The sequence below is a fragment of the Geminicoccus flavidas genome, from assembly GCF_009806515.1.
Taxonomy (GTDB): domain Bacteria; phylum Pseudomonadota; class Alphaproteobacteria; order Geminicoccales; family Geminicoccaceae; genus Geminicoccus; species Geminicoccus flavidus.
In genome coordinates this window covers 1-4,269 of the sequence record NZ_WUJP01000365.1, presented here as the reverse complement: position 1 = coordinate 4,269, position 4,269 = coordinate 1, and the positions used below count along the sequence as shown (strand labels likewise).

The 4,269-nt window shown below is 68.0% G+C and carries 3 protein-coding genes and 1 pseudogene; 1 reads left to right on the top strand and 3 read right to left on the bottom strand.

The genetic code is table 11. The features are described from left to right. Both EQG76_RS10290 and EQG76_RS10285 read right to left on the bottom strand, forming a co-directional pair. The coding region (locus EQG76_RS10290; protein WP_159713069.1) for an aminotransferase class III-fold pyridoxal phosphate-dependent enzyme at positions 1–1,095 on the bottom strand (1,095 nt) is incomplete at its 3' end. Between the two features lie 590 nt (positions 1,096–1,685). Then, complete coding sequence (locus EQG76_RS10285; protein ID WP_159713067.1) at positions 1,686–2,810, bottom strand: metallophosphoesterase; 1,125 nt, start codon at positions 2,808–2,810, stop codon at positions 1,686–1,688. A gap of 93 nt (positions 2,811–2,903) precedes the next feature. Here EQG76_RS10285 and EQG76_RS10280 point away from each other — a divergent pair, with 93 nt between their 5' ends. Then, a complete protein-coding gene (locus EQG76_RS10280; protein ID WP_159713065.1) occupies positions 2,904–4,064 on the top strand; it encodes a methyltransferase in 1,161 nt (386 codons plus the stop codon). Here the strand turns inward: EQG76_RS10280 and EQG76_RS10275 are convergent. Further along, a pseudogene (locus tag EQG76_RS10275) lies at positions 4,053–4,269 on the bottom strand (hypothetical protein); the annotation flags it as partial. The gene EQG76_RS10280 and the pseudogene EQG76_RS10275 sit on opposite strands and share 12 nt — an antisense overlap.

The following is a 4,269-nucleotide window of genomic DNA, read 5'->3' as shown; positions in this document are numbered from 1 at the left end:
CTCCCGCACCCATGGGAGGCCCTGCAGCCTGGAGAGCCGCTGGTCGATCTGGGCGCCGCGCTGGCGGACATTTTCCAGGATGCCGTCGCGCAGCACGATCCGGACCGCCTCGGCCCCGGCGGCGAAGGCGAGCTGGTTGCCGCGGAACGTACCGGTGTGGGCACCGGGTGCCCAGCAGTCCAGGCGCTCGTCATACATGATGATCGCGACCGGCATGCCGATTCCGCTCAGCGCCTTGGACGCCACGATCACGTCGGGCTCGATCCCGTATTGCTCGAAGGCGAACCAGGTCCCGGTCCGGCCGCAGCCGGTCTGGACCTCGTCGACGATCAGCGGGATCTGCAGCTGCCGGGCGACCCGGGCGATCTGTTGCACGAATTCCGGCCGTGCCGGGATGACGCCGCCTTCGCCCTGCACCAGTTCGAGCATGATCGCGGCCGGCAGAGGGATGCCGCCATTGGGGTCCTGGAGGGTCAGTTCCAGGTAGGTGGCACAGTTGACCGCGCAGCTTTCTGGCCCGGTCCCCATCGGGCAGCGGCCGCAATAGGAATAGGGAAAGAAATGGACGCCCGGCACGCCGTTGGGCACCGGGGCCTTCTGCTCCACCAGCCCGGTGAGAGCCATGGCCATGTGGCTGCTGCCGTGGAAGCCGCCCTGGAAGGAGACGATCTCGCCCCGCCTGGTGGCGGTCTTGCACAGCTTGATCGCGGCATCGACGGCATTCGCTCCGGCCGGGCCGCAGAAATGCAGCTTCATCCGGTCCCGCATGCTGTCCGGCAGCATCGCGAGCTGGGCCTGGACGAACGCGTCCTTGGCCGGTGTGGGGAAATCCAGGCCATGGGCGTGCAGCTCCAGCTGTCTGCCCACCACCGCGATCAGTTCCGGATGGCCGTGGCCCAGCGACAGGACGCCGGCACCGGTGAGGAAGTCGATGAACACGTTGCCGTCCAGGTCCTGGACGAAACTGCCCGAGGCCCGGGCGATCGCGATCGGCAGCCGCCTGGGATAGGTGCGCGCGTTCGATTCCCAGCGGGCCTGACGCCGCAGCAGCTCGCTGGAACGCGGGCCCGGGAGCTGCCGGATGGCCGCGCCCATCCGGCCAAGCGCGCCGAGATTGTCGATGTCCTCGATGCTCGCCATCTCCTGATCTCCCGATTGCTAGCCGCAGCCGGAGCGCCTGCCTGCCTGCGAATCACAGGGCACTTGCAGCGCGCAGGCGTGGTGGGACGTGAAAGCGCACCAGTATCGGCATGCACGGCCGACCGTTCGTGCCTTGCGCTCGATCAATACCGAGAGAGATGCTGGCTTTTCAGGATCCAGGCAAAGCCCAATGGCTCGCCGGATCGCCACTAGTCCGAGCGTATAAGTCAGCACCATCGAGGGTTGTTCGCTTCACAATCCCATTAATGTGATATTGGAATGCTTCAATCATTGACTGGATCGTGGAGCGATCATGGATAGCATTTTCTGAAGCATGCGTCACCACAGTTTTATGGTAATGAATTCTTACTTTGGATATAATGTTTCCTGGTCATTTGATCGTTTTCGAAGCAAATACGAGTGTTTCCTGATATTGTGCAACCTGTGATGGGTTACTTCCTGGAGAAGCCATTCATGGCTCCGGAACCGTCGGACATTCCAGACAGGTCATGTCTATACCAGGAGGCAGGCCGTCGAAGGCTACATCACCCGAGTGTCTTGGTGAACGCCTGGTCGAAGACCACCGAGCCGTCGGCCGCCGCCTCGCACAGCACCACGTCCATGGCCTGGTTGGTCACGTGCACCACAGCGAAGCCGCCGAGATAGGCGGCCTTGGGCTTGAAGATATCGAGCTGACCGGCCCGGTAGATCAGGGCCGCCTCGTGCTGGTGGCCGTGGAAGATGCCGATGACGTTGTGGCCCCAGATCGCGTCCAGCAGCGCGCCGCGCTCGGCGTCGGTCCACCAGTGCGCCGGGCCGGCACCCTCGGCATTGAACGTGTGGCGGGCCGGGTCCCAGTGCTCGGTGGAGAAGCTGTCCCAGCCATAGTGCTGGAACAGGATGACGGGCCGGCCATCGGCGGCATGGGCGGCGAGGTCCGCCTTCAGCCAGTCCAGGCCGCTGATGGCACCCTTGCCCGTGTCGCCGGCAAAGCGCTGGCACTGGACCAGATGCAGACCGCCCCAGTCCCAGGAATAGGTGTCGGAATCGACATGGTAGTTCGGCACCGGAACGGTCGGATGGAAGAACACGCCGCTGCGGTGGTTCACTTCGACATAGTCGCGCAGCTCCCGCCGGTACCAGTCGACATCCGGCGGATGGCCGTCCTGGTCGAGGTCGTGGTTGCCCAGGCCCAGATAGACCGGCATGTGCACCCGTCCGTCGCCCTCGCCCTGCCGGTAGCGTTCGGAGAACTGGACGAGCTGGCTGCCTTCCTCGGGCAGGGCGGTCTGGCCGCCGCCGTCATCGGTGAGATCACCGCCCAGCACCAGGCCCAGCGGCGGGTCGATCGGCTCCCCGGCACTGGCGAGCCCGGTCGGCACGCCTCCGATCGCGTCCGGCCAGCGCAGCTCCGCAATCCGGTTGAGCGCGCTTATGTGCCGGAGCAGGTTCTCGTCGGTCTTGCCTTCCTCCGCGCAGTTCGGGCTCAGGCCGTCGCCCATGCGGCAGGTGTGGATGTCATTGGAGAACAGGAAGGTGACGTCGGTGGGCGGCAACGACCGGGCCCGCGCCTGGGCGCGGACAGCCGGGCCGCCGCGGAGCAGGAGAGGCGCGCTGGCCAGCCCTGCCAGCATCCCGCGCCGAGCCAACAGCGTCCGGTCTCTATCCATCCGCCGGCACCTCCCATGCGCCGCAGCGATCTGTCCGTGAACGGCTTATCACGATGGCCGACAGTAATACCATCGGCCGGCGGACAGGCTCTCATGCTAGAAGGGGCCGGCAGTGGCGCGGCATTCCCGGTCGTGCCGGCTTCTGTCCGTGGCGATGAGGAGGACGACCAGGCGATGACGGCGGGTTCACCGACGGGAAGGGGCAGCAGCACGGCCGGGCACGGGTCGGAAGGCGGGCCGGCGCCGGTGCAGCCGGACACGATCCGGCGCCTGCAGGCGGGGGTCGCCCCTGCCATGGCGCTCCTGGCCGGCATGCAGCTGCGCGTCTTCACCCGACTGGACGCGGGCCCGGCCACGGCCCGGGAGCTTGCCACGGCGCTGGATGTGGACCCAGGGCGACTGCCCCGGCTGCTCCGCGCACTGGTGGCCATCGGCCTGCTCGAGGAGACGGACGGCCGGTTCCGCAACACGGCCGAGGCGGCGGCCTTCCTGGTCGAGGGGCGGCCCAGCCATCTGGGTGGGCAAGAACTGCTGGCTCAGCTCTGGCATGCCGACCTGCAGACTGCCCAATCGATCCGGTCCGGCCAGCCAGCCGCCATGCACGATTTCGCCGGGGCATCCGACGAGGCGATGCTGGCGATGCTGCGCGGCATGCATCCGCTGGCGGTTGCGGCCGGGCAGGATCTGGCCCGCCGGCTCGACCTGACGGGGGTGCGGAGCGTGATCGACATCGGCGGCGGCTCGGGCGGGCTGGCTGCCGCTTTGTGCGCCCTGGAGCCGGAGCGGCGCGCGACCCTGTTCGAACTGCCGAGGAACGCCAGGCTGGCGGCAGCCCTGCTGCAGGCGACGCCGGGCGGCGCGCGGGTGACGATCGAGGCCGGCGACATCCTGGCAGCCCCGCCGTCCGGCAGCTACGACCTGGCCGTGCTGCGCGCACTGGTGCAGGTCCTGGGACCGGACGAGGCGGGGCTCGCCATCCGCCATGCGGCCGCCGCGGTGCGGCCGGGCGGCACCGTCGTGATCATCGGCGGGGGGATTCTCGACGACGACCGGCAAGGCCCGCCCTCGGCGGTGCTCCTGGACCTGACGCTCATGAATCTCTACCCGGCGGGCGCCGCCTATACCGAGGCGGAGCACGCGGCCTGGCTGGCCAGCGCCGGATGCCACGACCTGCGGCGGATCGTGCTGCCCACCGGCAGCAGCATCATCGTGGCCAGGAAAGCCCCTCAGAAGCATGCTCCTTCAGAAGCGTGAATCGTCGCCCCAGTCGTCGATCTGCGGCATGAGCGAGCCCGACCAGATCCCCGCACGGTTGGCCTTGGCGACCTGCTGCAGGGCCTCATACTCGGCAGGTGCGGTGCGCAATGCCATGGCCAGGCCCTGCGCCACCAGCCAGGCGCCCAGGTCCTGGCGCGGGCGGAAGCGGTTGCGGCCTTCCACGGTGCAGATGCCCTCGGCC

What these genes read in the sequence shown, in the direction of transcription:
- EQG76_RS10280 (WP_159713065.1), top strand. Translation starts at nt 2,904, where the DNA reads ATGCTAGAAGGGGCCGGCAGTGGCGCGGCATTCCCGGTCGTGCCGGCT.
- EQG76_RS10285 (WP_159713067.1), bottom strand. Translation starts at nt 2,810, where the DNA reads ATGGATAGAGACCGGACGCTGTTGGCTCGGCGCGGGATGCTGGCAGGG.